The sequence below is a fragment of the Streptomyces sp. GLSS-08 genome (assembly GCF_056387915.1).
Genome location: NZ_JBWJAQ010000011.1, coordinates 132,967 through 157,788, shown reverse-complemented (window position 1 = coordinate 157,788; position 24,822 = coordinate 132,967). Strand labels below are relative to the sequence as shown.

At 73.2% G+C, this 24,822-nt stretch carries 21 protein-coding genes; 10 read left to right on the top strand and 11 right to left on the bottom strand.

The features are described 5' to 3' along the window. Positions 1–44: 44 nt before the first annotated feature. The 3 genes from AC0ZLC_RS21130 to AC0ZLC_RS21120 all read right to left on the bottom strand — a co-directional run bounded on the left by AC0ZLC_RS21130 (position 45) and on the right by AC0ZLC_RS21120 (position 2,868). The gene (locus tag AC0ZLC_RS21130) at positions 45–644 is read right to left on the bottom strand and encodes a flavodoxin family protein (RefSeq protein ID WP_476753507.1); all 600 of its coding nucleotides are present in this window, start codon (positions 642–644) and stop codon (positions 45–47) included. Positions 645–790: 146 nt separating this feature from the next. After that, on the bottom strand, positions 791–2,182 hold the full coding sequence (locus AC0ZLC_RS21125) for an amidase (RefSeq protein ID WP_476753506.1): 1,392 nt from the start codon (positions 2,180–2,182) through the stop codon (positions 791–793). Positions 2,183–2,319: 137 nt separating this feature from the next. Continuing rightward, positions 2,320–2,868: a DUF6668 family protein gene (locus AC0ZLC_RS21120; RefSeq protein ID WP_476753505.1), complete on the bottom strand. Its 549-nt coding sequence runs from the start codon at positions 2,866–2,868 to the stop codon at positions 2,320–2,322. Between the two features lie 1,710 nt (positions 2,869–4,578). On the opposite strand from AC0ZLC_RS21120, the gene AC0ZLC_RS21115 reads away from it, so the two are divergent. Further along, the gene (locus AC0ZLC_RS21115) at positions 4,579–5,964 is read left to right on the top strand and encodes a hypothetical protein (RefSeq protein ID WP_476753504.1); all 1,386 of its coding nucleotides are present in this window, start codon (positions 4,579–4,581) and stop codon (positions 5,962–5,964) included. A gap of 68 nt (positions 5,965–6,032) precedes the next feature. Here AC0ZLC_RS21115 and AC0ZLC_RS21110 read toward each other — a convergent pair whose 3' ends face one another. The 3 genes from AC0ZLC_RS21110 to AC0ZLC_RS21100 all read right to left on the bottom strand — a co-directional run bounded on the left by AC0ZLC_RS21110 (position 6,033) and on the right by AC0ZLC_RS21100 (position 9,097). Further along, positions 6,033–6,980, bottom strand: coding sequence for a M28 family metallopeptidase (locus tag AC0ZLC_RS21110; protein WP_476753503.1), 948 nt, complete (start codon positions 6,978–6,980; stop codon positions 6,033–6,035). Positions 6,981–7,114: 134 nt separating this feature from the next. Further along, complete coding sequence (gene rarD, locus AC0ZLC_RS21105; protein ID WP_476753502.1) at positions 7,115–8,101, bottom strand: EamA family transporter RarD; 987 nt, start codon at positions 8,099–8,101, stop codon at positions 7,115–7,117. Between the two features lie 138 nt (positions 8,102–8,239). Beyond that, positions 8,240–9,097, bottom strand: coding sequence for an SDR family oxidoreductase (locus tag AC0ZLC_RS21100; RefSeq protein ID WP_476753501.1), 858 nt, complete (start codon positions 9,095–9,097; stop codon positions 8,240–8,242). Positions 9,098–9,189: 92 nt separating this feature from the next. Here AC0ZLC_RS21100 and AC0ZLC_RS21095 point away from each other — a divergent pair, with 92 nt between their 5' ends. Next, positions 9,190–9,585 carry a winged helix-turn-helix transcriptional regulator gene (locus tag AC0ZLC_RS21095; RefSeq protein WP_476753500.1) on the top strand — a complete coding sequence of 132 codons (396 nt, stop codon included), beginning with the start codon at positions 9,190–9,192 and terminating at the stop codon, positions 9,583–9,585. A 190-nt stretch (positions 9,586–9,775) separates the two neighbouring features. Here AC0ZLC_RS21095 and AC0ZLC_RS21090 read toward each other — a convergent pair whose 3' ends face one another. From AC0ZLC_RS21090 to AC0ZLC_RS21070, 5 genes are all read right to left on the bottom strand, one after another. Then, complete coding sequence (locus tag AC0ZLC_RS21090; protein ID WP_476753499.1) at positions 9,776–10,855, bottom strand: 2-oxoacid:ferredoxin oxidoreductase subunit beta; 1,080 nt, start codon at positions 10,853–10,855, stop codon at positions 9,776–9,778. Continuing rightward, positions 10,848–12,779, bottom strand: a complete 1,932-nt coding sequence (locus tag AC0ZLC_RS21085; protein ID WP_476753498.1) for a 2-oxoacid:acceptor oxidoreductase subunit alpha — start codon at positions 12,777–12,779, stop codon at positions 10,848–10,850. Before AC0ZLC_RS21085 ends, AC0ZLC_RS21090 begins: the two co-directional genes overlap by 8 nt. 294 nt (positions 12,780–13,073) lie before the next feature. Continuing rightward, positions 13,074–13,733: a response regulator gene (locus tag AC0ZLC_RS21080; protein ID WP_476753497.1), complete on the bottom strand. Its 660-nt coding sequence runs from the start codon at positions 13,731–13,733 to the stop codon at positions 13,074–13,076. Between the two features lie 437 nt (positions 13,734–14,170). Then, a complete protein-coding gene (locus tag AC0ZLC_RS21075) occupies positions 14,171–15,538 on the bottom strand; it encodes a sensor histidine kinase (protein WP_476753496.1) in 1,368 nt (455 codons plus the stop codon). Positions 15,539–16,028: 490 nt separating this feature from the next. Next, positions 16,029–17,240 (bottom strand): sensor histidine kinase, encoded by a 1,212-nt coding sequence (locus tag AC0ZLC_RS21070; RefSeq protein ID WP_476753495.1) that lies wholly within the window; start codon positions 17,238–17,240, stop codon positions 16,029–16,031. Between the two features lie 223 nt (positions 17,241–17,463). Here AC0ZLC_RS21070 and AC0ZLC_RS21065 point away from each other — a divergent pair, with 223 nt between their 5' ends. Genes AC0ZLC_RS21065 through AC0ZLC_RS21030 form a run of 8 tightly spaced genes read left to right on the top strand, consistent with a single transcriptional unit; the run spans position 17,464 to position 24,821 of the window. Then, complete coding sequence (locus tag AC0ZLC_RS21065; protein WP_476753494.1) at positions 17,464–17,892, top strand: NADH-quinone oxidoreductase subunit A; 429 nt, start codon at positions 17,464–17,466, stop codon at positions 17,890–17,892. Further along, the gene (locus tag AC0ZLC_RS21060) at positions 17,883–18,485 is read left to right on the top strand and encodes an NADH-quinone oxidoreductase subunit B (RefSeq protein WP_476753493.1); all 603 of its coding nucleotides are present in this window, start codon (positions 17,883–17,885) and stop codon (positions 18,483–18,485) included. The genes AC0ZLC_RS21065 and AC0ZLC_RS21060 overlap by 10 nt, the downstream gene beginning before the upstream one ends. Continuing rightward, positions 18,482–20,089 (top strand): NADH-quinone oxidoreductase subunit C, encoded by a 1,608-nt coding sequence (locus AC0ZLC_RS21055; RefSeq protein WP_476753492.1) that lies wholly within the window; start codon positions 18,482–18,484, stop codon positions 20,087–20,089. The genes AC0ZLC_RS21060 and AC0ZLC_RS21055 overlap by 4 nt, the downstream gene beginning before the upstream one ends. Then, entirely contained in the window at positions 20,086–21,054 is a 969-nt protein-coding gene (locus AC0ZLC_RS21050; RefSeq protein ID WP_476753491.1) for a complex I subunit 1/NuoH family protein, read from the top strand. The genes AC0ZLC_RS21055 and AC0ZLC_RS21050 overlap by 4 nt, the downstream gene beginning before the upstream one ends. Continuing rightward, positions 21,054–21,740, top strand: a complete 687-nt coding sequence (locus AC0ZLC_RS21045) for a NuoI/complex I 23 kDa subunit family protein (protein ID WP_476753490.1) — start codon at positions 21,054–21,056, stop codon at positions 21,738–21,740. Before AC0ZLC_RS21050 ends, AC0ZLC_RS21045 begins: the two co-directional genes overlap by 1 nt. Then, on the top strand, positions 21,737–22,441 hold the full coding sequence (locus AC0ZLC_RS21040; protein ID WP_476753489.1) for an NADH-quinone oxidoreductase subunit J family protein: 705 nt from the start codon (positions 21,737–21,739) through the stop codon (positions 22,439–22,441). The genes AC0ZLC_RS21045 and AC0ZLC_RS21040 overlap by 4 nt, the downstream gene beginning before the upstream one ends. Then, complete coding sequence (gene nuoK / locus AC0ZLC_RS21035) at positions 22,441–22,833, top strand: NADH-quinone oxidoreductase subunit NuoK (protein WP_476753488.1); 393 nt, start codon at positions 22,441–22,443, stop codon at positions 22,831–22,833. Before AC0ZLC_RS21040 ends, nuoK begins: the two co-directional genes overlap by 1 nt. Beyond that, positions 22,830–24,821, top strand: coding sequence for an NADH-quinone oxidoreductase subunit 5 family protein (locus tag AC0ZLC_RS21030; RefSeq protein WP_476753487.1), 1,992 nt, complete (start codon positions 22,830–22,832; stop codon positions 24,819–24,821). Before nuoK ends, AC0ZLC_RS21030 begins: the two co-directional genes overlap by 4 nt. Position 24,822: the final 1 nt, after the last annotated feature.

The window sequence follows — 24,822 nt, the reverse complement described above, 5'->3', positions numbered from 1 at the left end:
CTTCACGGCGAATGGCATCACGGCGCAGGCCGGACCCGCCCTCATCAGGCGGCCGTTTCCCCGGGCTCCTCGTAGGGGAAGCGGGCGAGCGGGGCCTCCCGCGCGAAGAACGTCTTCGCGCGGGCCAGCGCCGCGGAGTCGTTCAGTACGTCACCGGGCTTGCTGCCGTTCCCGAGGAGGACCCCGCCGAAGCGCATGCCCAGGTACGCGGCCGAGTTGTTCAGCGCGCCGACCAGCGGGTCGGCCACCACCTCCTCCGTGTGCGCCAGCGCCGTGACACCCCACAGGGTGCGGCCGGTCAGCGTCTTCTTGAAGTCGGCGCCCGGCGTGCGCAGCCAGCCCGACCAGTGGTCCAGGTAGCGCTTGACCGGTGCGGACAGCGTGTACCAGTACAGCGGCGAGGCGATGACGATGTCGGTCGCCGCGAGGGTGGCGTCGAGGAGCAGGCCCGCCGCGCCCTCGGTGGGCCGGACGTGATCGCTGTCGTGACGCAGGTCCTCGAAGTCGGGGAGCGGATGGTCGGCGAGGCTCAGCCAGCGCTGCTCCACGTCGGCGGGCAGTTGCTCGGCGGCGCGGCGGGCCAGCAGTTCGGTGTTGCCGTCGCGGCGGCTGCTGCCCAGAAGGAAGAGGAAGGAGCGGGACATGGGGCGGCCCTCCGGATGTTCGGCGTACGACAATTACATGCGTACGACAGACACATGCGTACGCAGTATATGCACGTGCAGACAATGCTGTCGCTGATTGTCGGCACCGGGCCGGTGGGTGCGCGTGCCGCGCGTGCCGTTGACGGTCAGGCGTCCGGGATCGTGATTCCGGACGGGGGCACGGGGGAGCGGAGGCCGGCCCGGCTCGCGGCGGCACGCGCGACGGCCAGCAGCAGGGGCTCGCCGCCGTGCCGGGCCACCAGCTGAAGGCCGGCCGGGCAGCCGTCGGGACCGAAACCCGCCGGAACGCTCGTCGCGGGGTGACCGCTGAGGTTGAACGCCCAGGTGAGGGCGGTGGAGTAGCGGTCGCCCGGACCGTCGTGGCTGTGCGGCGCGTTCGGGGTGACCGGGGTCAGCAGCAGCTCGACCCGGGCGAAGACCCCGGCGAGCCGCCGGTCGTTCTCCTCCCGGACCGGCCGCGCGACGTCAGGACCGGCTCCGGGCGTGCGCAGCGCCAGCCAGGCGGGACCGGGATCCACCAGCCGTACGTCCCCGGGCACGAGCCGTACGACCCCGGCGCGGACGAGCCGTTCCACCGCCCCGTACGCGACGGCCGCGAGGGTGCCCGCCTCCGCGCCGGTGCCGCCGAAACCGAGACCGGGGGACCAGACGGCGGTGACGGGAGCCGGGGCATCGGGGCCTCCCGCCGGCCCGCGGGGCGGCTCGGTGGCGGGAAGGTTGGCCGAATCCGTGCGTCGGCGCGGGTGTGCGGCTCGGGCTTCGGGGAGTGGGCGCGGATATGCCGCACGGCGTTCGGAGGAGGGGCGCGGGGGCGGGTCCGCCGTGTCGGCCGGCGGAAAGAGGTGCGGGGGCGAGGTGTGGTCCCCGGGGCCGGACTGTGCGGGGGCGGCGGACACGACCCGCCAGTACGCCGCCAGGTCGGACGCGTGCCGGGTGAGGACGCCGACCGCCGTGAGCCCCGTACGATCCGCCGACGGGAGGCGGCCGTTGGTGGTCTTGAGGCCGAGGACACCGCACCACGCGGCGGGGATACGGACCGACCCGGCGCCGTCGCTGCCGGTCGCCATCGGCACCACGCCCGCGGCCACCGCCGCCGCCGACCCGGCCGAAGAACCGCCCGGCGTCCGATCGGGCCGCCAGGGGTTGACGGTCCGCCCGTGCGCCCCGAGCCCCCATGTCTGCCAGGGCGTCCCCGGACCCGGCACCGACGTCGCCCCCACGGGTACGCACCCGGCGGCGACCAGCGCGGCCGCCGTACGCAGCCCGTGGCGCCCCTTCACCCCGATCGGGACGCCCGCGAGGGCCGGCCGCTCGCCCGCGGCGACCCGGGCGTCCACCTCGCGGGCCCGGCGGAGCGCCTGCGTGCCCCACACCTCGGTGAACGCGCACAGCACCGGCTCCACCGCCTCCAGCCGCGCGAGGCAGGCGGTGACCACCTCGACGGCGCTCACGGCACGCGCTCGTACGGCCGTGGCGATGTCCTCGGCCGACAGGGAACGGTACGTGTCGATTTCCATGGGCTGTCGGGGGACGGACTCCCTCGGTCTGCGGGTCTGCGGGTTGGCCGGTCTGCGGGTCTTCTCCCGGGCTGCTCGTCCGGAGTGTTGGTGGGTTGGTGGGTCTGATGGTGTTCCGGTGTTCCGGGCTGTGGGGGTCAGCGGGGGCCCCGTCTGCCGGAGGACGGGGGTGCCGCGCCGGTCAGACGGGCCAGCGCTTCGCACTCGCGCGGCGGTTCCCCGCCGAGGTCGCCCACCCGCCACGCCGGCACCCACGGCACCTGGTAGACGTCGATCGTCGCACCGATCTCCTTTACGTGCTGGGCGAGTTGGCGGGGCAGGCGGCCCGGCGCGTCGGCGACCAGGACGACGGCGTCGAGGTCGAGTCCCGGCGGCACGTCTCCGCGCCGGAGGGTGTCCAGGGTGTGCGAGACGGCCCGCAGTCCCGTGGCATGCGTACGCGCCACGAGGAGCAGCGAAGCCGGGTCGCCCTGCTCGGGCCGCGGCCAGTTGCGGCCCGCGTCATGGCCGCCGAAGACGGTGGCGAGCGTGCTGGCGCCCGCCCCGCCGTGGGTGGCCACCCAGGCGAACCGGCGTGCGGTGACGGAGCCTTGGGCGGGCTGCGGCAGCTCCTGGTCCGGTCCGGCGACCGGCCCGCGTATCCACACCTCGGGGCCCTGCGGCACCTGCCCTGCGATCCCCTGCATCGCCATTCCCTCCATCGTCGTCCGTCGGTCCTCCCGTCACCCGGGGTGGCCCCGGAGTCGCGGCGCGGGGTCCTGGGACGAGCCTGTGACGCCCTGGTGACCCAGGAAACGGGAGTGAGCCGGGAGACTCAACCACAGGTACGCGATCGGGCCTCGTGGCGACCGGTTCCCGACGGCGCACAACCGCGCACCGGCGACCGGCGTCCAGTCGGGCAGAGGGCCCGAGGCGGGCGAAACGGATCCTTCCGCAGGTCTCGCCGCGGCCCAAGTGAAGGTGAGAAGGGGGGCGTTGATGCGTACGAACATGGGACCGGCCGCTCACGCGCGGGTGCCGGGCCCGTCCGCCGCCCGGACCGGCCGACGGGCCGGTGGCTTTTTGGAACTGGTGCGTTCGGGTACGGGCAAGCCGAGGCGCGTGACGGAGGTGACGCGGGCGGAGGCAGCGACCTCGCCGTCCGCGCCCTCGCCCGCCCCGTCCGCCACCCCTTCCTCCACTGACCGACCCGAGTGAGGGAACCGATGTCTCGATTCAGCCGCGAACACAAGCGGGAACCCAAGCGGGGACGGCAGGCGCCCGCGACGTCGGTTCCGGGGGCGAGGTCCGGCGCGGGCGTGACGCCGATCGAGGTCCGCGTGACAGTACGCACCGACGCGGGCGTCTCCGGTGGGGGCGGCGCGGAGGCGGTGCCCGCGGGTGCCGTGGCGGTGTCCGGGAGTGCCGGGGCGGTGCCGGGGAGTGCCCCGGCCGGGGTTCCGGGCGCGACGGTCGGCGGGATGCCGGTAGTCGCGAGCCCCGGCGAGACCGTCCAGGACGCCGTGCTGAACTACCTCCACCGCATCGCCCTCGCCACGGGCCATCCCGTGCTCACCATGGTCCACGACGAGACCATCGGGTACGTCGTCCCGCTCCAGGTGTACGTCGACGGCTCCAGCGAGTACGCGGGCAACCCGGTCCGTCTGGGCCCCCCGCCGCCTGCCCCGGCAACCGCGACACCCGGAGTACCCCGAGTACCCCGAGTACCCGCACAGGCCCCTGCGGCCACGCCGGGCTTCGGCCCTGCGTCCGGCAGGGGGGACGACCGGAGTGCCTCACCCCCGCGCACTGCCGTTTCGGCGCCCGCGTCGGCGCCGGACTCCGGGCCTGCGTCCAGCGCCGCGCCGCACCCCGCGCCCGCGTCCAGCCCTGCGCCCACGCCGGCCCCGAGCCCCGCGCCCGCGTCGAACTTTGGACCCGCGCCGCACCCCGCGCCCGCGTCCAGCCCCCCATCCGCGCCCCCGTCCAACCCCGCGCCCGCGCCGAGCCCCGCGCCCCCGTCAGCTCCCGTTCCGCCGGAGGCCGCCGCGCCCGGCGCCTCCGACTCCGCCCCGCCGTCCCCCACCAGGGACAAGGCGACCCACCTCCTGCGGGCGCTTCCGGAGCCGGTGTCGGGAGCGCCCACGTCTGCGGCCACGTCCGCCCCGCAGGCCCCGGACATCGGCGGACGCACCCCCGGCTCACCGGCGCCGGGCACCCCCGCGCCGAGGACATCGGCTCCGTCCAGGCCGGCCGGGTCGAGCCCCTCCGAGCCGTCCAGGCCGGCCGAGACGCCTGCCCCGGTTTCCTCCGCGTCGGACGCGTCCCGGACCCCGGCCCCACCCGTACCGTCCTCTCCGCCCTCGCCTGCGTCCGCGGGCCCCGTCGCCGGTGACCTCATACCGCCGGCGCCCGCGGTGCCCGGCAAGCGCCCCGCGAACCCGACGGCCCCGCCCGCCGCCGCCGACCAGGAGCCGGAGCCCGCACCCGCCGCGAGCGTCACGAACGCACCGACGTTCCCGCTGCGGGCCGTACCCGAACCAAAGCCCCAGGCGTCGTCCGCGCCCGCGGCCTCCGAGCCGCCCGAGCCGGAGCCGGAGCCCGAGCCGGCATCGGCGCCGGATCCGGGGGCCGGCGGGACCGTGGCGACCTACGTCCTGCGGGCGCTCCCGGAGTCCGCCACGGATGCCGTCGGTCCCGTCCCGAAAGCGACGGGCCCCGCGCAGCCGCTGCCGGGAGCCGCCGAGCCGGGACCGGCCGGAGATGACAGGCCCGTGCCCGCCCCGGGTACCGTCTCCGCGCCGACGGGCGAGTTCGGCCCGGCCCCCGCGCCCGGCCCGAAAGCCCCGTCCGCCCGGCCGCTGTCCCAGGAACCGGACAACGCCCACGGCACCGGCCCGCTCCCGCCCTCCACCCCCGGCCCGGCCACCCCCCTCACCCCCTTCGAGCGGGAGAACGAGCCCTACTTCGCACCCGAGTGGAAGGTGATCCCCTCTTCCGGGCTCATCCCGATGGTGGAGACGGAGACCGAACCCGAGCCCCGGCCGGCCCCCGGGTGGCAGGCGACCCCGACCCGCGGCGGAACTCCCGTGCCCCCGCAGGACCCCGCACCCGCCGCGGCCCCCGAGCCCCGCCGGGCGCCCGACTTCCGCCGGAACCCAGTGCCCCGCCCGGCCCCCGCGCGCCTGCCCGCGCTGGAGCCCGAGCCGGAGCACGATCCCAAGCCCACGCCCGCCCGGGGGTTCGACGCCGTGGCCGAAGCGGTACTGGCGCCCGCCACGGAGGCCGGTACGGCGGACGCGACGCCCCCGTCCCCGTTCGCCGCGTCCGTGACGCGGATCAACGAGGCCGTGAGGCAGGGCCGGATAGAGGACGCCGCCGGCCTGGCCGAGCGCACCGTCGCAAAGGCGTCGGCGACCTGGGGACCGGAACACCCCGAGGTGCTGAAACTGCGCGAACTGACCTCGTACATCGCGTACTTGGCGGGCGACCCGCTCCGGTCGTTCCACCTGTCCCTCGACCTGGCGCGGCTCCGCAGGCGACAGGGCGACCCGGGTGCCGCGTACGGCAACGTGCAGAGCGCCGCCGCGGCCTGGCGGGCCGTCCGCGACCCCTTGCAGGGCCTGCACCTCGGACGCGATCTGCTCGCCGTGTGGGCGGAGCTCACGGCCGACGAGGGCCCCGCCGCGGACGACCTGGAACAACTGGAGAGCGCCCGTGACCGCATGGGCCGTCTCGCGGAGCGCGCCCGCTCGCTGCCGGACAACCCGTACACCCGCGGACCGCGGCCCCCGGCCCGGTGAGTCCGCCCGTCCGCGGCCCCGCGCTCCCGCCCGACTCGTCCCGGCGGCCCGGAGGCCGCACGGAGTGCCTACGCGGACAACTCCCACACCGCGTACGCCAGCGCGTCCGAGTGCCGGTTCAGCGCCGTGTCGTTGATGTTCGACGACGTGTCGCAGGACGAGTGGTAGCAGGCGTCGAACGCCCGGCCCGCCGTACCGCCCCACTTCGTGGCCTGCGCGGAGGTCTTGATGTAGTCGGCGCCGCTGAAGAGGCCGCCGACCGGAATGCCCGCGTTCTTGAAGGGCGCGTGGTCCGAGCGGCCGTCGCCCTCGGTCTCGATCTCCGTGGGGACGCCGATCCCCGTGAAGTAGGTCTTGAAGGTCTTCTCAATGGCGGGGTCGTCGTCATAGACGAAGTACCCGGGGTTCGGCGAGCCGATCATGTCGAAGTTCAGGTAGCCGCTGATCCTCGAACGGTTCGTGGTGGAGAGGCTGTTGACGTAGTACCGCGAGCCGACCATGCCCAGCTCCTCGGCGCCCCACCAGGCGAACCGCAGATGCTTCGTGGGCTGGTAGTTCGTGCGGGCGACGGCGAGCGCGGTCTCCAGGACGGCCGCCGAGCCGGAGCCGTTGTCGTTGATGCCGGGGCCCGATGTCACGCTGTCCAGGTGGGACCCGGCCATGACGACCCGGCCGGTGTCGCCGCCGGGCCAGTCGGCGATCAGGTTGTAGCCCGTGCGGCCACCGGAGGTGAACTGCTGGACGGTCGTGGTGAATCCGGCCGCGTCCAGCTTGGCCTTGACGTAGTCGAGGGAGGCCTTGTAGCCGGTACGGCCGTGCGCGCGGTTGCCGCCGTTGGCGGTGGCGATGGACTGGAGCTGGGTGAGGTGGGCCTTGACGTTGGCCACGGGGATGTCGGGTGCGGCGGCCGCTGCCACGGGGGCGGGGGCCGCCCCGGCTATGGATCCGCCGACGAGCAGTGAGGCGACGGCGACGACCGAGGCCGCCGAGGCACGCCCGGGAATGGAGAGCTTCATGTGGGGGGCTCCGAATTCCAGGGAGATCCCACGGGGCGCCACGAGGGGAGCGTGCGGCGTCCGGGGACTCCACGGTGAATGGGGTGCCTGGATGGTGAAGCTGGGACTGACTGAGCGTCAAGAGCGGTATTCGGTCACGGACGTTCGTATACCGGAGACGGCTCGGTGACGTCGACCGTCTCCGGCGTGACGGCGTTCCCGCGGGCGTGGATCGCGGCCCTCGCGCGCGCCGAACGGCGTGCGGTGCGCAGCGCGTCGAAGGTGAGCAGCGACAGCGCGACCCAGACCAGCGCGAAGCCCGCCCAGCGCTCGGGCGGCATGGCCTCGTGGAAGTAGAGGATGCCGAGCAGGAACTGGAAGACGGGCGCCAGGTACTGCAGCAGGCCCAGGGTGGACAGGGGGACCCGGATCGCGGCCGCGCCGAAGCAGACGAGAGGGATCGCGGTCACGATGCCGGTCGAGGCGAGGAGCGCCGCGTGCCCGGTGCCCTGCGTCGCGAACGTCGCGTCGCCGCGGGCACCCAGCCACGCCAGATAGGCCAGCGCGGGCAGGAACTGGATCGCCGTCTCCGCGGCCAGGGACTCGATGCCCCCTAGGTCGACCTTCTTCTTCACCAAACCGTACGTCCCGAAGGAGAAGGCGAGGCAGAGCGAGATCCAGGGCGGGCGGCCGTATCCGACGGTCAGTACCAGCACCGCCACGAGGGCGATGCCGACCGCGGCCCACTGCGCCGGCCGCATCCGCTCCTTGAGGACCAGGACGCCCAGCGCGATGGTGACGAGCGGGTTGATGAAGTAGCCGAGCGAGGATTCCACCACGTGGCCGGCGTTCACCGCCCAGATGTAGACGCCCCAGTTGACGGTGATGACCGTCGCGGCGACCGTGACCAGGCCGAGCCTGCGGGGCTGCCTCAGCAGTTCGCCGAGCCAGGCCCAGCGCCGCATCACCAGCAGCGCGACCCCGACCACGGCGAGGGACCACACCATCCGGTGGGCCAGGATCTCGGCCGCCCCCGCGGGCTTCAGCAGCGGCCAGAAGAGGGGGACGAGCCCCCACATGCCGTACGCCGCGAAACCGTTGAACAGGCCCGTCCGCTGCTCGCCCCTCGACTGCCCGGCCACCGGTACCTCCCTCTTGCGCGGCTGCCTCCGTGCAGCCTCCCCGACGGTAGCGCCGGGCCCCCTCGCCTGTCATGCCCGTATCGCCATACGGTCATGACAGGGGTGGGGGCGCCGAGGGTGGCGCGGTTGCCGCGCCCGTCAGGCCTTGAGGGCCGCCGCGATGGCGTCCGCGACCGGCGTGGCCGGGCGTCCGATCAGGCGGGCCAGGTCACCGCTGGTGCGGGCGAGCAGCCCGCGCCCGATGGCGCGGTCCACGTCCACCAGGATCGCGGCGAAGGGCTCGGGCAGCCCGGCGCCGGTGAGAATGCTCTGGTGCGTCTCGGCGGACACGTTGTCGTACGTGATGTCCCTGCCGGTCTGCCGGCTCAGCTCTGCCGCGTACTCCGCGTAGCTCCAGGCGGTGTCGCCGCTGAGTTCGTACGCCGTGTTCTCGTGTCCCTCGCCGGTCAGTACGGCGACGGCCGCCGCCGCGTAGTCGGCGCGCGAGGCCGAGGCGATCCGGCCGTCGCCGGCGCTCTGCACGACGGCACCGTGCGCCAGGACGGGGGCCAGGTTCTCGGTGTAGTTCTCGTGGTACCAGCCGTTGCGCAGGAAGGTGTACGGCAGCCCGGAGTCGAGGATCGCCTGCTCGGTCACCTTGTGCTCGGCGGCCAGCCGGAAGTCGGCGTCCGGGCCGCCCAGGACGCCGGTGTACGCCAGCAGCGCGACCCCCGCCCCCTTCGCGGCGTCGATCACGGCCCGGTGCTGGGCGACACGCTGCCCGACCTCGCTGCCGGAGATCAGCAGCACCCTGTCGCCCGCGGCGAAGGCGTTCGCCAGGGTCTCGGGGGCGTTGTAGTCGGCCACGCGCAGCTCGACGCCGCGGGCGGCCAGGCCCGTGGCCTTGTCCTTGTCGCGGACGACGGCGACGACCTCGGCGGCCGGGATCTTTGCCAGCAGCCCGTCGATGACGAGACGGCCGAGGTGGCCGGTGGCTCCGGTGACGACGATGCTCATGCGGAAACAACTCCTTGTGGGGTGGGTACTCCACTAACCCTAGGAGGTGCACTAACTAAGTGAAAGTACCCACTTTGAAGTAAGGTACTGGCATGGCCGTAAGCGAACCGAGGGCGGATGGTGAGGCGATGTGCCCCTACCGCCTCGTCCTGGAACACGTCACCAGCCGGTGGGGCGTCCTCGTCCTCATCGCGCTGCGCGAGCGCCCGTACCGCTTCAGCGAGCTGCGCCGGGCCATCGGCCGCGTCAGCGAGAAGATGCTCACCCAGACCCTGCAGACCCTGGAGCGCGACGGTCTGGTGCACCGGGACGCCAAGCCCGTGATCCCCCCGCGCGTCGACTACTCGCTCACCGGCCTCGGCCGCGAGGCCGCCGAGCAGGTGGCCGCCCTGGCCGGGTGGACCGAGCGCCGCATGGACGCGGTCCTCGACGCCCGGCGGGCGTACGACGAAGCGCGGGCCGGGGCGGGCGGCCGGGCCTCGGCCTGAGCGGACGGCTGGGCCTCGGCCTGAGCGGACGGCTGGGCCTCGGCCTGAGCGGACGGCCGGGCCCGGTCCGGTCCGGAGTGTGCGGGGCCCGTGTCGGGTCCGAAGCGTGCCGGCGCTCCGCCGGCCGGGGGAACGGACAGGCCCGGACCTCAAGGGCCCGGGCCTGCTGGGACGTACCGCACCGCGTGGATCAGCCGACGACCGTCCAGGTGTCGCCGCCCGCGAGCAGCGCCGACAGGTCGCCCTTGCCGTTCTGCTCGACGGCGGTCTCGAGCTGCTCGGCCATCAGCGTGTCGTAGACCGGCCGGTCCACGGAACGCAGCACCCCGATGGGGGTGTGGTGCAGGGTGTCGGGGTCGGCGAGGCGGGAGAGCGCGAAGGCCGTGGTCGGGGACGCCGCGTGCGCGTCGTGGACCAGGATCATCGACTCGTTCTCGGGGGTGACGGTGACGACGCGCAGGTCACCGGTGAGCCGGTCCCGTACGACGCCCTTCGCGCCGTCCGCACCGAAGCGGACCGGCTTGCCGTGCTCCAGGCGGATCACCGCTTCCTCGGCCTGCTGCTTGTCCTTGAGGGCTTCGAAGGCGCCGTCGTTGAAGATGTTGCAGTTCTGGTAGATCTCCACCAGCGCCGTGCCGGGGTGGGCGGCGGCCTGGCGCAGCACCTCGGTGAGGTGCTTGCGGTCGGAGTCCACGGTCCGTGCCACGAAGGACGCCTCCGCGCCGATGGCGAGGGAGACGGGGTTGAAGGGCGCGTCGAGCGAGCCCATCGGGGTCGACTTGGTGATCTTGCCGACCTCGGAGGTGGGCGAGTACTGGCCCTTGGTCAGTCCGTAGATCCGGTTGTTGAACAGCAGGATCTTGAGGTTGACGTTGCGGCGCAGGGCGTGGATGAGGTGGTTGCCGCCGATGGACAGCGCGTCGCCGTCGCCGGTGACGACCCAGACACTGAGGTCCTGGCGGGAGGAGGCGAGCCCGGTGGCGATGGCGGGGGCGCGGCCGTGGATGGAGTGCATCCCGTAGGTGTTCATGTAGTACGGGAAACGCGAGGAGCAGCCGATACCGGAGACGAAGACGATGTTCTCCTTGGCCAGGCCGAGTTCGGGCATGAAGCCCTGCACGGCGGCCAGGATCGCGTAGTCGCCGCAGCCCGGGCACCAGCGCACTTCCTGATCGGACTTGAAGTCCTTCATGGACTGCCTGGCCTCGGCCTTCGGCACGAGGGAGAGCGCCTCGATCGTGCCCGTGCCTTCCGTGGACGTCTCAGCCATCGATGGCCTCCTTGAGCGCCGTGGCGAGCTGTTCGGCCTTGAACGGCATGCCGTTCACCTGGGTGTACGAGTGCGCGTCGACCAGGTACTTCGCCCGGACGAGCGTGGCGAGCTGACCGAGGTTCATCTCGGGGACCACCACCTTGTCGTAACGCCGCAGGACGGTGCCGAGATTCCGCGGGAACGGGTTGAGGTGGCGCAGGTGGGCCTGGGCGATGCTCTCACCGGCCGTGCGCAGGCGCCGGACCGCGGCGGTGATGGGCCCGTAGGTCGAACCCCAGCCCAGCACCAGGGTGTCGGCGCTGTCACCGGGGTCGTCGACGTCGAGGTCGGGGACGTCGATGCCGTCGATCTTGGCCTGCCGGGTGCGGACCATGAACTCGTGGTTGGCCGGGTCGTAGGAGATGTTGCCCGAGCCGTCCTGCTTCTCGATGCCGCCGATGCGGTGCTCCAGACCGGGCGTGCCGGGAACCGCCCAGGGCCGGGCGAGGGTCTGCGGGTCACGCTTGTAGGGCCAGAACACCTCGGTGCCGTCGTCCAGGGTGTGGTTCGGCCCCTGCGTGAACTGCACGCGCAGGTCGGGCAGTTCGTCGGTGTCGGGGATGCGCCAGGGTTCGCTGCCGTTGGCGAGGTAGCCGTCGGAGAGCAGGAAGACCGGGGTGCGGTAGGTCAGCGCGATCCGGGCGGCCTCGATGGCGGCTTCGAAGCAGTCGGCGGGCGTCCTCGGGGCGACGACCGGCACCGGGGCCTCGCCGTTGCGCCCGTACATCGCCTGGAGCAGGTCGGCCTGCTCGGTCTTGGTCGGCAGCCCCGTCGAGGGGCCACCGCGCTGGATGTCCACGACCAGCAGCGGCAGTTCGAGGGACACGGCCAGCCCGATCGTCTCGGACTTCAGCGCCACGCCCGGCCCGGACGTCGTGGTCACCGCCAGCGAACCGCCGAAGGCCGCCCCCAGCGCCGCGCCGATGCCCGCGATCTCGTCCTCGGCCTGGAAGGTGCGCACGCCGAAGTTCTTGTGCCGGCTCAGCTCGTGAAGGATGTCCGAGGCGGGCGTGATCGGGTACGAGCCCAGGTACAACGGCAGGTCCGCCTGGCGCGAGGCCGCGATCAGCCCGTACGACAGCGCCAGGTTCCCGGAGATGTTCCGGTAGGTGCCCGTCGGGAACGCCTGCGCCGCCGGGGCGACCTCGTAGGAGACCGCGAAGTCCTCGGTGGTCTCGCCGAAGTTCCAGCCCGCGTGGTACGCGGCGATGTTGGCCGCGGCGATCTCGGGCTTCTTCGCGAACTTGGTCCGGAGGAACTTCTCCGTGCCCTCGGTCGGCCGGTGGTACATCCAGCTCAGCAGGCCCAGCGCGAACATGTTCTTCGAGCGCTCGGCCTCCTTGCGGGACAGGTCGAACTCCTTGAGCGCCTCGACCGTGAGCGTCGTCAGCGGGACGGGGTGGACGCTGTAACCGTCCAGGGAGCCGTCCTCGAGCGGACTCGTCACGTAGCCGACCTTGGCCATCGCCCGCTTGGTGAACTCGTCGGTGTTGACGATGATCTCCGCGCCGCGCGGCACGTCGGCGATGTTCGCCTTCAGCGCGGCCGGGTTCATCGCCACCAGCACGTTCGGCGCGTCGCCGGGGGTCAGGATGTCGTGGTCGGCGAAGTGCAACTGGAAGGACGAGACGCCCGGCAGCGTCCCCGCGGGGGCGCGGATCTCGGCCGGGAAGTTCGGCAGCGTCGACAGGTCGTTGCCGAAGGACGCCGTCTCCGAGGTGAAGCGGTCGCCGGTGAGCTGCATACCGTCACCGGAGTCGCCCGCGAAGCGGATGATGACGCGATCGAGCCGGCGTACGTCCTTGGCGCCCGCCGGTTTGCGCTGCTCTCCCACGACGGTTTCGTCGGCCTGTTCCGCTGGACTGCTGACCTGGCTGGTCACTGAACTGGACCTCCCTCGAGGCGGCTGTCTGGGAACGGTCGTCCCGCCGACCCTCCCAGGATCAACCCTACGTCTGTAAGGGTCGCCTTCCCTCGGCCATTCGCATGATGGTCTCGACTCCGGAATTCCCGGACGCCCTGTTGTGCCATGGTCTGCTCGCCCCCCGGCGCTCTACGTGAGGAAGTTCCCTGCCGTCCTTCGGTTCTCGTGCTCGTGCGGGTCGCGGACGCCCGGCTTCGTACTGGACACCCGCAGGCTCGACCGGCGCTGGACAACTGACACAGTGTCAGCCGGTCAGGTGTTCAGATAGGTGAGGACCGCGAGCACACGCCGGTGATCGCCGTTGCTCGGCGACAGTCCGAGCTTCAGGAAGATGTTGCTGACGTGCTTCTCCACGGCGCCGTCGCTGACCACCAGCTGCCGCGCGACGGCCGAGTTCGTGCGCCCCTCCGCCATCAGCCCCAGGACCTCCCTCTCCCTCGGCGTGAGCCCCGCCAGCACGTCCTGCTTGCGGCTGCGCCCGAGCAGCTGCGCCACCACCTCCGGGTCCAGCGCGGTGCCCCCTCGGGCCACCCGCACCACCGCGTCCACGAACTCGCGCACCTCGGCTACCCGGTCCTTGAGCAGATAGCCCACACCACGGCTGGAACCGGCCAGCAGCTCGGTGGCGTACTGCTCCTCCACGTACTGGGACAGCACCAGCACGCCGAGCCCCGGATACCGCTTGCGCAGCTGCACGGCCGCCCGTACGCCCTCGTCGGTGTGCGTCGGCGGCATCCGCACGTCGGCCACCACCACGTCGGGCAGCTTGCCCCGGTCCGCGAACTCGGTGATCGTCCTGATCAGCGCCTCCGCGTCGCCCACACCGGCCACCACGTCGTGCCCGCGGTCGGTCAGCAACCGGGTCAGGCCCTCCCTGAGCAGCACTGAATCCTCGGCGATGACCACCCGCACCCTGTCCTCCACTGTTCTTCGGCCCCCCACAGCCTGTGCCCGGCCCACGCCGGTTCTCTCCACCCCGCACGCGCCGGTCGCCTCGCGCCCCGGCCCGTCCGTCCCTCGTACGACAGGCCCCAGCATTCCAGCATTCGAACCGGGCCGCGCCCGAGCCACCGAATCCGCACCCGGAACAGGGAGAGGGCCACCCTGTGCCGTTCGAACCCGGCCGGATCCCGGTACCGACGCCGGCCCGGCACGGGCGAACGACGGCAGGCCCGGCCGAACCCGGCCGGATCCCGGTACCGACGCCGGCCCGGCACGGGCGAACGACGGCAGGCCCGGCGTCGATGCCGGGCCTGCCGTGCTGTCCGCCCTGCCGGGACGCCAGCGGGCACCTGGTGCCCCGGCGCCGTGAGCCCGGCGCCGTGAGCCCTGGCGACGGGAGGTGCCGCTCAGGAGGGCCGCTGTCCCCGCCAGGGCAGCTCCGCGGTGACGCGGGTCGGCCCGCCCACGGGCGAGTCGACCACCAGGATCCCGTCCACCGCGTCGAGCCGCTCCGCCAGCCCCGCGAGCCCCGACCCCACGGACGGCTCCGCACCGCCCGCGCCGTTGTCCGAGACCTGGAGCATCAGCCGGTTCTCCACCCGCCACACGTCGACCGTGGCCCCGGTCGCCCGCGCGTGCTTGCTGATGTTCTGCAGCAGCTCCGAGACCGTGAAGTACGCGATCCCCTCGATCGCGGGGGCCGGCCGGGACGGCAGATCCACCTCCACCCGCACCGGCACCGTGCACCGCGAGGCGACCGCCGACAGCGCCGCGTCCAGCCCGCGGTCCGTCAGCACCGCCGGGTGGATGCCGCGCGCCAGATCCCGCAGCTCCTGGAGCGCCGTCTTCACCTCGCCGTGCGCCTCGTCCACCATCCGCGCCGCCTCCCTCGGGTCCTCGGACAGCTTCTCCTTGGCCAGCCCCAGATCCATGGCCAGCGCCACCAGCCGGGCCTGCGCCCCGTCGTGCAGGTCGCGCTCGATGCGCCGCAGGTCCGCCGCGGCCGTGTCCACGACCACGCCCCGGTCCGACTCCAGCTCCACCACCCGGGTCGCCAGCTTCGACGGGCCCAGCAGCCCCAGCACCATCAGCCGGTCCACGGTCGTCAGCGCCCGCACGATCCAGGGCGTGGCCAGCGTGAAGAGCAGCCCCACCAGCGCCGTCACCCCGATCTCGAACGGGTTGTCCAGATAGACGCGGTGTCCCTCGTCCCCGTAGAGCTGGAGCCCGCCCTGCCCGCCGTACAGCGGGAAGAGCCAGAACCACAGCGGGTACGTGAGCATCGCCCACCCGTACGCCCAGAACGACAGCGCCACCGAGAACGCGAAGACCGCCCACGGGAAGTGCAGCAGCGTGTACAGCAGGTGCCGCCAGGACGTGCCGCTCCTCAGCAGCGCCCCCATCGCCGCCATCGGCCCCTTGCCGCCCCGGCGCAGCGGCTCGGGGTCGGCGATCTTCAGGCCGAGCAGCGCCCGCGCCCGGGCCCGCTCCAGCGCCCCGAACCCGCGGCCCCCGGCCAGCGCCGCCGCCAGCACCGGGACACCCAGGAAGGTGATCAGCAGGCCCGCGCCGAGCGAGACCATCGTGACCGTCCAGACGAAGCCGGCGATCGCGATCGGCAGGCTCAGCATCAGATACCCGAACTCGCGCAGGCTGCGCGCCTCGACGGGGGCCCGCACCGCCACCGGAAGCCGATGCGGCCGGCCCTCGGTACCCGCCCCGTGGAATCCGGGCCCGCTGTGCGGTCCGTATCCCTGTCCGTAGTCCGTGGCCATCGGCTTCGTCCGTTTCTACTCGTCCGGTTCTGCTCGTCCGGTCAGTGGGCTGAGGGGCTCTGTCCCTGTCGTACCTCCACCCTGCTCGGCCGCGGGTCCACGGGCCATGGAGGCCATCGGCGTCTTGGGCCGGGGGTTTTCCCCACCTCGGCCCCGGCGGTGACCGGGCCTCGGCGGCGCGGGTGCTCACCGCCGGGGCACGTCCGCCCGCCTGCGGCGGCGGTCTCCGCGGCCGCTTCACCGACGGGCGCGGTCACCGCGGCCACGTCGAGGACGGGCGTCTCGAAGGTCGAAGGCTGGCCTGCGCGTGCCGGGTCTTCGACGGGCGCGGTCACCGCGGCCACGTCGAAGACGGGCGTCTCGAAGGCTGGCCTGCGCGTGCCGGGTCCCGGCGGACCCGGTCGGTCGCAGCGGACTCTCGCGCCGCCGTCTCTCCCGGCTCCGGCGGCCACGCCGGCGGAGCCGGGAGAACGTCCGCGGCGGGGCGTGGTCACCCTCGGTACGCGCCGGGCTCCCGGTCGCGCCACGGCAGCTCGGCCGTGACCGTGGTCGGACCGCCCTCCGGCGAGTCGATGAGGAACAGCCCGTCCACCGCGCCCAGCCGGTCCGCGAGGCCCGCCATGCCCGTACCGCCGTCGAGGCGGGCCCCGCCGCGCCCGTCGTCCCACACCTGGATCAGCAGCCGCTCGTCCGCCCGCCACACGTCGACCGACGCCGAACGCGCCGCGCTGTGCTTGCTCACGTTCTGCAGCAGCTCGGAGACCGTGAAGTAGGCGATGCCCTCGATGGCCGCGGCGGGCCGCTCCATCAGGTCGGCCGTCACCTTCACCGGCACCGTGCACCGCGAGGCTATCGAGGACAGCGCCGCGTCCAGGCCCCGGTCCGTCAGCACCGCCGGATGGATCCCGCGGGCCAGGTCGCGCAGCTCCTGCAGGGCCAGCTTCACCTCGCCGTGCGCCTCCTCGACCATCACCGCGACACTCTCGTCGGCCTGCCCCTCCAGCAGCTTCTCCTTCGCCAGACCCAGCCCCATCGCGAGGTTGACCAGCCGGGCCTGCGCCCCGTCGTGCAGGTCGCGCTCGATGCGCCGCAGGTCGGCCGCCGCCGTGTCGACCACCACCCCGCGGTCCGACTCCAGCTCGGCGATGCGCCGCTCCAGCTCGTCCGACGGGGACAGCAGCCCGCGCACCATCGCCCGGTCGACGTTGGTCAGCGCCCGCGTGATGAACGGCAGCACCGGCCACAGCACGAAGAAGGAGACCACCGTGATCGTGAACGTCGCGATGCCCCAGGGCAGCCGGATGAACTCGTACAACGTCGTCCGCCAGCCCACCGGGTCCTTCAGCGCCGACCAGAGCCGGCCGAAGAACCCGGACCCGGCGACCGGAAGGGGGCTCGGCTCGTCGATCCGCACACCGAGCAGCGCCCGTGCCCGCGCCCGCTCGGCCCGGCCCAGCAGTCGCGCGCCCATCAGCCCGCCCGCCAGCAGCGGCAGCCCGACGACCGTCACGGTGAGGCCCGCGGCGACCGACATCACGGTCACGACGTACGTGAAGCCGAGGATCGAGACCGGCAGATCGGCCAGGAGATGCGCCATCTCCTTCCACGTCTGCCGGTGCAGGGCGAGGCGTGCGGGCGGCAGCAGCCCGTCGTCGGACGTAGGCCCGTCCGGGGCGCCGGTGGTCGTGATGCGTTCGGTCATATGCGCCAGCGTGCCCGGCCGCGCGCCCCGGCGCCATGAGGTGGGCCGCCACGATCCACGGGGGAAAACCCCACCCCGGGCGGTTCGCCGGGAGCCGTCCTGCCCATGCCAAGGCGTGACGGGCTGCTTACGGGTTCTTTAGCAGGCCCTAGACTCCCGTGCGTACAGATCGTCGAACGCGAGGTTCACGAAGGACCACGAGGTCAGAGAGCGAGGGGCGGACGTGCCGGAACCGACCGTTGCCGCCGGGACCGGGGGCGTGGAGACCGCGACCGTGGTCGCGTCGGACTATTTCCAGTCCTATTCGGTCGTCGGACTGCTCACGATCGTCGGCGTGCTGTTCGTCGCCGTCGCGTTCGGCGCCGGACGACTGCTGCGGCCCGTCGTGCCGACCCCCGAGAAACTCCTGACGTACGAGTGCGGCGTCGACCCCGTGGGCGAGGGCTGGGCCCACACCCAGGTCCGCTACTACGTGTACGCCTTCCTGTACGTGATCTTCGCGGTGGACTCGATCTTCCTGTTCCCGTGGGCGACCGTCTTCGCCCGTCCCGGCTTCGGCGCGGCGACGCTCGTGGAGATGTTCCTCTTCCTCGGCTTCCTCGCCGTGGGCCTGCTGTACGCATACAAGAAGGGCGTCCTCACATGGACGTGACCCCGGAGCCGGCCCAGCCGGTACTGCTGCCCGAGCCGAAGAGGCTGGGCGCCCTCGCCCGGCTGGCCCCCGAGCCGATGAAGGTGGTCCTCAACTGGGGCCGCCGCTACAGCCTGTGGGTCTTCAACTTCGGCCTCGCCTGCTGCGCGATCGAGTTCATCGCCGCGTCGATGGCCCGGCACGACTTCATCCGCCTCGGCGTGATCCCCTTCGCGCCAGGCCCCCGCCAGGCAGACCTGATGGTCGTCTCCGGCACGGTCACCGACAAGATGGCCCCGGCCGTCAAACGTCTGTACGAACAGATGCCCGAGCCCAAGTACGTCATCTCCTTCGGCGCCTGCTCCAACTGCGGCGGCCCGTACTGGGACTCGTACTCCGTGACGAAGGGCGTCGACCAGATCATCCCCGTCGACGTGTACGTCCCCGGGTGCCCGCCGCGTCCCGAGGCCCTGCTCCAGGGGATCCTGAAGCTCCAGGAGAAGATCGCCCGCGAGTCGCTGAGCGAGCGGTACGGCACGGGCCGTCCCTCCACGGCCGCGCTCCAGAGCGGTCCGGTGCGGCCGCCGGCCGCGGGGGAGGGCCGATCCCGATGACCGCCGGCTGGCTCCCCGCCCCGGTCGAGGACCTGTTCGGCCCCGACGCCACGGCCGAGGAGTCGTACGCGCTCCTCACCGTCGACGTGCCGCCCGCGTCCTGGACCGCCGCCCTCCTGACGGCCCGCGACACACTGGGGTGCACGTACTTCGACTGGCTCAGCGCCGTCGACGAACCCGGCACGGGCTTCCGCGTCTCGGCCCACGTCGTGGCGCTGTCCCCGGTACGCCGCCTGCTCGTCCGTACGACCGTCCCGCACACCGCGCCGGTCCTGCCGTCCGCGGTTGCCGTCTACGCGGGCGCCGGCTGGCACGAGCGCGAGACCCACGAAATGTTCGGTGTGGACTTCGAGGGCCACCCCGGCCTGGACCCGCTCCTGCTCCCGGAGGGCTTCGAGGGCCACCCCCTGCGCAAGGACTTCGTGCTCGCCGCGCGGGTCGCCAAGGCCTGGCCCGGCGCGAAGGAGCCCGGGGAGTCGGACCACGGCGGCCCCAAGCGGCGCCAGATGCTGCCGCCCGGCGTCCCCGACCCCAACGAGTGGGGCCCCCTCAAGGGCCAGCTCCCGCCCGCCCCGGCCCGCCCCGCCCGGGGCGCCGCCCGCGCGGCGGGAGACCGGCCGGCCCGCCGCACCCGCACGACGGACGAGGGCTCGGCGAGCCAGTCCGCCGCGGCCCCGACGCCGTCCACCGCCGGGCCTTCGCCCGCGCCACGGAGGGCGCGCAGCGCGAGCGGCGGGTCGGCGAGCCAGCAGGCTCCGGCTGTGCCCGGTACCGAGCCCGGTGCCGGAACGGCCGGTGCCGGAGATTCAGGCGCCGGTGCCGGTGGCCCGGCGGGTGCAGGTGGCCCGGCGGGTGCCGGTGGCCCGGCCGCCGCGGGTCGGCCCGCCGCGGATACGGCCGCGGAGGCGGGGAAGCTCCCCGGGGACGCGGGGAAGCTCCCCGGGGAGGGGACGCCGCCGTCGCTCCCTGCCGCGCCGAGGCCCGCGAGAGCCCCGCGCAGCGCGGACGCCCCGTGGCACCACGCCCGACCGGCCTTCAGCGACTCGGGTGCCGGTACCGAGCCCGGTACCGAGCCCGGTGCCGGTACCAGCACCAGCACCGGCACCGGCACCGGCACCGAGGCTGTGACGCCTGCCGGGGCCCCGCCGCAGGGTGAGCCGGACCGTCCGTCCGGCGCCGACAAGGACGCCGACGCCGACGTGAGGACGGATGCCGAGTCCGAGCCGGGCCCCAAGCCGGAACGGGAGCCGGGGCCGGGACCGAAGCCGGAGTCCGAGCCGGGCCCGGAGCCGGAGCTGGGCCCGAAGCCGGGACCGAAGCCGTCCGAACCGGGACCGAAGCCGGAGCCCGAGCCGGGCCCGGAGCCGGAACGGGAGCCGGGCATGAGGCCGGAACCGGAACCGGAGACGACGCCGGAAACGGAGCCGACGCCCGAGTCCGGTCCGAAGGCTGAACCCGGCGCACGTACCGGTGACGGGCCCGGCTCCGGCGCACGTACCGAGCCCGAGCCCGAGCCCGAGCCCGAGCCCGAGCCGGAACCCGGTCCGGAGTCCCCCCGACGAGCAACCCCCGCCAAGGACGACCCCGCAGGAGGCACGCAGTGAACGACGCTCTCGACGTCGCCCTGCGACTCCTCGTCGTCTTCGTCGTGTTCCTGACCTTCCCGCTGATCGTGGGTCAGACCGAGCACAAGGTGATGGCCCACATGCAGGGCCGCCTGGGCCCGATGTACGCCGGCGGCTTCCACGGCTGGGCCCAACTGGTCGCGGACGGCGTGAAGTTCGCCCAGAAGGAAGACGTCGTCCCGGCCGGGGCGGACCGCCGCGTCTTCCAGCTCGCGCCCGCCGTCGCCCTCCTCCCGTACCTCCTCGTCCTCCTGGCCATCCCGGTCGGCCCGGGAGAAGGAGCCGTCGGCGAGGCCGTCGACGCGGGCATCTTCTTCGTCCTGGCCGTCATGGGCGTGGGCGTCCTCGGTTCGCTCATGGCGGGCTGGGCGTCGGCCAACAAGTTCTCCCTGCTCGGCGGTCTGCGCACGGCTGCCCAGCTCCTCGCGTACGAACTGCCCATGCTGCTCACCGCGGCCTCCGTCGCGATGGCGGCGGGCACCGTCTCGCTCCCCGGTATCGTCGACGCCTTCGAATGGTGGTGGCTGCCCTGGCAGATCGTCGGCGCGATCGTCTTCTTCGTCGCCGGTCTCGCCGAACTCCAGCGCCCGCCCTTCGACATGCCCGTCGCCGACTCGGAGATCATCTTCGGCGCGTACACCGAGTACACCGGCCTGCGCTTCGCGCTGTTCCTCCTCGCCGAGTACGCCGGGATCGTCGTCCTGTGCGGCCTGACCACCGTCCTCTTCCTGGGCGGCTGGCACGGCCCGTGGGGTGCCGACGGACTCGGCTGGATCTGGACCCTGCTGAAGACCGCGATCCTCGCCTTCGTCGTCATCTGGCTGCGCGTCACCTACCCCCGTCTCCGTGAGGACCAGCTCCAGAAGCTCGCCTGGACCCTCCTCGTCCCGCTCGCCCTCGCCCAGATCGCCCTCACCGGCGTCGTCAAGGTGGTGATCTCCTAGTGGCCCCCATTCCCGGCGCCGGCCTCGCCAAGGGCCTCGCCGTCACCCTCCGCACGATGACGAAGAAGACCGTCACCGAGCAGTACCCGGACGCCCAGCCCGAACTCCCGCCCCGCACCCGCGGCGTCATCGGCCTCTTCGAGGAGAACTGCACGGTCTGCATGCTGTGCGCCCGCGAGTGCCCCGACTGGTGCATCTACATCGACTCCCACAAGGAGACGGTCCCGCCCGCCGCCCCCGGCGGCCGTGAGCGCAGCCGCAACGTCCTCGACCGCTTCGCCATCGACTTCGCCCTGTGCATGTACTGCGGCATCTGCATCGAGGTCTGTCCTTTCGACGCGCTGTTCTGGTCCCCGGAGTTCGAGTACGCCGAGACCGACATCCACGAACTCACCCACGAACGCGACAAACTCCGCGAGTGGATGTGGACGGTCCCGGCCCCGCCCGCCCTCGACCCCGCCGCCGAGGAACCGAAGGAGATCACCGCGGCCCGCAAGACCGCCGACAAACTCGCCGCCGAGCAGGCCGGACCCGCGGAGCAGGCTCAGCAGACCGAGCCGGCCGAGCGGACCGGTCAGGCCGGACGCGCCGGGCAGGCCGGGCAGACGGAGCCGGCCCCGCAGGCCGACCGAGCCGCCCCCGACCGGACGGCCGGACCCACGGACCCCGGGGAGGCCCAGTCGTGAGCCTCGCAGCAGCCACGGCCGCCGCCACAGCACGCGCCACGACCGCCGCCGGCAGCCACGGTTTCCTCTCCCCGACCGGCGTCGAGATCGCCTTCCTCCTCGTCGGCCTCGTCACCTTCGGCGCCGCGATCGTGACCGTCACCACCCGGCAGCTGGTGCACGCCGCCCTCTGGCTGGTGGTCGCGCTCGGCGGCCTCGCCGTCGAATACCTCCTCCTCACGGCCGAGTTCATCGCCTGGGTGCAGGTCCTCATCTACGTCGGGTCGGTCGTCGTCCTGCTCCTGTTCGGTCTGATGCTCACCAGGGCCCCCATCGGCCGCTCACCGGACGCCGACTCCGGCAACCGCTGGGCCGCCCTGGCCGTGGCCGTCGCCGCGGCCGGCGCCCTGGTCTGGATCGTCGTCGACGCCTTCCGCACCACCTGGATGGACCTGGACGGCGCCGCCGAGGGCTCCACGGAAACGACGGGCGAGAGCCTCTTCCAGAACTGGGTGCTTCCCTTCGAGGCCCTCTCCGTCCTGCTCCTCGCCGCCCTCGTCGGCGCGATCGTGCTCTCCCGCAAGACCGCCGCCGAAGAGGCGCTTTCCGCCCGCCCGAAGCCCGGCGCACCCCGGCCCTCCGGCACACTCCCCCCGAGCCGCCCGGCCCCCGGCCCGACGACGGCCGGCGAGCGGTCCTCCGGCAAGGAAGGGAACCGCTGATGCACCTCGCCTATCCCGCCGTGCTCTCCGCCCTCCTGTTCTGCACGGGCCTGTACGGAGTCCTCGCGCGCCGCAACGCGATCCTGGTCCTGATGTCCGTCGAGCTGATGCTCAACGCCGTCAACCTGAACCTCGTCGCCTTCGACGTCTGGCTCTCCAAGACCGCCCGCGACACCCTGCACTCCGGCCAGGCACTGACCCTGTTCGTCATCGCCGTCGCCGCCGCCGAGATCGGCATCGGACTGGCGATCGTCCTCGCCGTGTACCGCAACCGCGGCACCTCCGACATCGACAGGCTCCGCGACACCGCCGAGACCGGCGACGGCCCCGAAGGCGGCGGCCCCGAAACCGCCGCGCCGACCACGGCCGAGAAGGCTGAGGCCACCGCGTGACCACGACCACCCTCGCCGTCCTCGTCCCCCTCCTCCCGTTCCTGGGTGCCGCGGCCGGCCTGTTCCTCGGCCGGACGGCCCCCGGTTTCGTACGCCCCCTCGCCGTGCTCCCGACCCTCGCGGCGCTCGTCGTCGCCGTGCTGGTCGCCGTGCGCCAGGGCGGCGACCAGGCCGTGGAAGCCGTCACCGAACTCACGCCCACCGGCTCGGTCCCCATCGAGCTGGCCCTGGACATCGACGGTTTCGCCGCCCTCGTCGCCGTGCTGGTCGGCCTCGTCGCGTCCTGCGTGCAGATCTACTCGACGGGCTATCTGCGCGACGACCCCCGCTACCCCTCGTACGCCGCCCTCGTCTCCCTCTTCACCTCCGCGATGCTGCTCGTCGTCTACTCCGGCGACCTGATCGTGCTGCTGGTCGGCTGGGAGATCATGGGCATCTGCTCGTACTTCCTGGTCGGCCACTACTGGGAGACCCCCGAGGCGCGCGCCGCCTCCCTCAAGGCCTTCCTGGTCACCAAGCTCGGCGACGTCCCCTTCCTGATCGGCCTGTTCGCACTCGCCACCGACGCCGGGTCCTTCCGCATCACGAAGGTCCTCGGCACCGTCGCGAGCGGCGGACTCGACCACCCGACCCTGATCGCCCTGCTGCTCCTCGCGGGCGTGGCGGGCAAGTCGGCGCAGTTCCCGCTGCACACCTGGCTGCCCGACGCGATGGCCGGCCCCACGCCCGTCTCCGCACTCATCCACGCCGCGACCATGGTCGCCGCCGGTGTCTACTTCGTCGCCCGGCTCCTCCCGGTCTTCGAGGCCTCCACGACCGCGATGGTCGTCCTCGCCGTGATGGCCGCGGTCACCATGACCGGCTCGGCACTCGCCGCCCTCGCCCAGGACGACATCAAGCGCGTCCTCGCGTACTCGACGATCGGCCAGCTCGGTTACCTGACCGGCGCCCTCGCCGTCGCCGACCGCGGGGCCGCCGTCTTCCACCTCCTGTCGCACGGCGCCTTCAAGGCGCTGCTGTTCCTCGCCGCCGGCGTGATCATCCACGCCTCCGGCACCAACTCGCTGGCCGCCATGTCCCGCATGAAGGACCTGCGCGTCCGCATCCCCGACGCCTACTGGACGATGACCGTGGCGCTGCTCGCGCTCGCCGCGATCCCGCCCTTCAGCGGCTTCTTCTCCAAGGAAGCCGTCCTCGGGGCCGCCGAGCACGTCGCCACCGGCCACACCGAGCACGCCCCCGGCGCCGCGGGCTGGATCGTCCTCGTCGCCGGCCTGGTCACCGCCGTGCTCACCGCCGCGTACGCGACCCGCCTGTGGCTGCTCGCCTTCAACGGCCGGGGAACCGAGGCCCCCGACCACGGCAGGCAGCCGCTGAGCATGACCGTGGTGCTGTGGGTGCTCGCCGTCCCGTCGCTCGCCTTCGGACTGGCATACGGTCCGCTGCCCGACTGGTTCGACGGCCGCGACCTGACGCCGGTCCTCACCACCTCCGTCCTGGCCACCGGACTCGCCCTCGTCGGCGGTCTCGTCACCTACGGCGCCTGGCGGCACACCACCGCCATGGCCGCCCCCGTACCCCTGGGCGCGGTCGCGGCCCACCCCGAAGGCGACGCCGGACTGGTCGAGGCCGAGGCCATCGCCAGCCACACGCCCGCCTACGGAGACATCGCATCCGCACCGGACCCGGCGGACCCGGGCCGTCTCCTGCTCGGCCCGCTGCACCGCCACGCGGCCGCCGGCTTCCACCTCGACGCCGTGTACGCGACGCTGTTCGTCCGCCCCGTGCAGGCCGGAGCCACCCTCGTCCGCTTCCTCGACCGCGAGGTCGTCGACACCTACGTACGCGGTGCGGGCGCCCTTCCCCGCTGGCTCGGCGAGGCCGCACGGCGCGCCCAGACCGGCAATGTGCAGACCTATGTGAGCGCGCTGCTCGCCGGCACCGTCGTCCTGACGGTCGCCGTCCTCCTCGTCGCCACGGGAGCGTGAG